Annotated in this window: 1 protein-coding gene; it reads left to right on the forward strand. The window is 42.2% G+C overall.

The genetic code is table 11. The annotated features are described in order from the left end of the window. Window positions 1-27 precede the first annotated feature (27 nt). Window positions 28-477: a GNAT family N-acetyltransferase gene (locus tag ACQEXS_RS22540; protein ID WP_427015281.1), complete on the forward strand. Its 450-nt coding sequence runs from the start codon at window positions 28-30 to the stop codon at window positions 475-477. Window positions 478-609 lie beyond the last annotated feature (132 nt).

Genomic DNA, 609 nt, shown 5'->3' on the forward strand with positions numbered 1-609 from the left:
GGCGTTAGGGCTCATAGGTAAAATTTGATGATCAAGAAAGCAACATGTGATGATTTTGAGATTGTAGGGCAATTTGTAAAGCTACTACTTTTGGAAATAGAGCCATCGTCATCAGAAGTAATAGACGGCATGAACTTTACCGCTATATCTCAAGAGTTGTTGGCTGAGAAAAAAGTCATAGCCTTTCTAGCTTACGATGACGTGAAGCCAGTAGGTGTTATTACTTTGTGTGAATTGGGAGCAATTTATGCAGGTGGCTTATTTGGCGAAGTCAATGAATTATATGTTTTGCCCGCGTATCGCTCTATGAAGTTTGGAAACCAATTAATTGAGTCGGCAGTTAAATATGGTAAAGGGGTTGGATGGTCAAAGTTGCAGCTAGGAACCCCAGACCAGGCCAGCTCTAAGCCAGTCATTAACTTTTATCGCAGTCATGGCTTTAAAGGTAATGGGTTGAGATTGGGACGCGCTTTATAATCAGAGCCCTAACAAGGCGTTTAAGGCGGACTCACAACGCTTTGCGCTCTTTGTTTAAGTTGAGTTTAGTGTTTAAGGTGCAATGGTTTAAGTTTGGTGGTTGCGTTGTTCACCACTTAACGCGGCGTTAGC

Origin of the sequence: Vibrio sp. TRT 17S01, assembly GCF_050113695.1 — a bacterium.
In the GTDB taxonomy this organism is placed as follows: Bacteria; Pseudomonadota; Gammaproteobacteria; order Enterobacterales; family Vibrionaceae; genus Vibrio.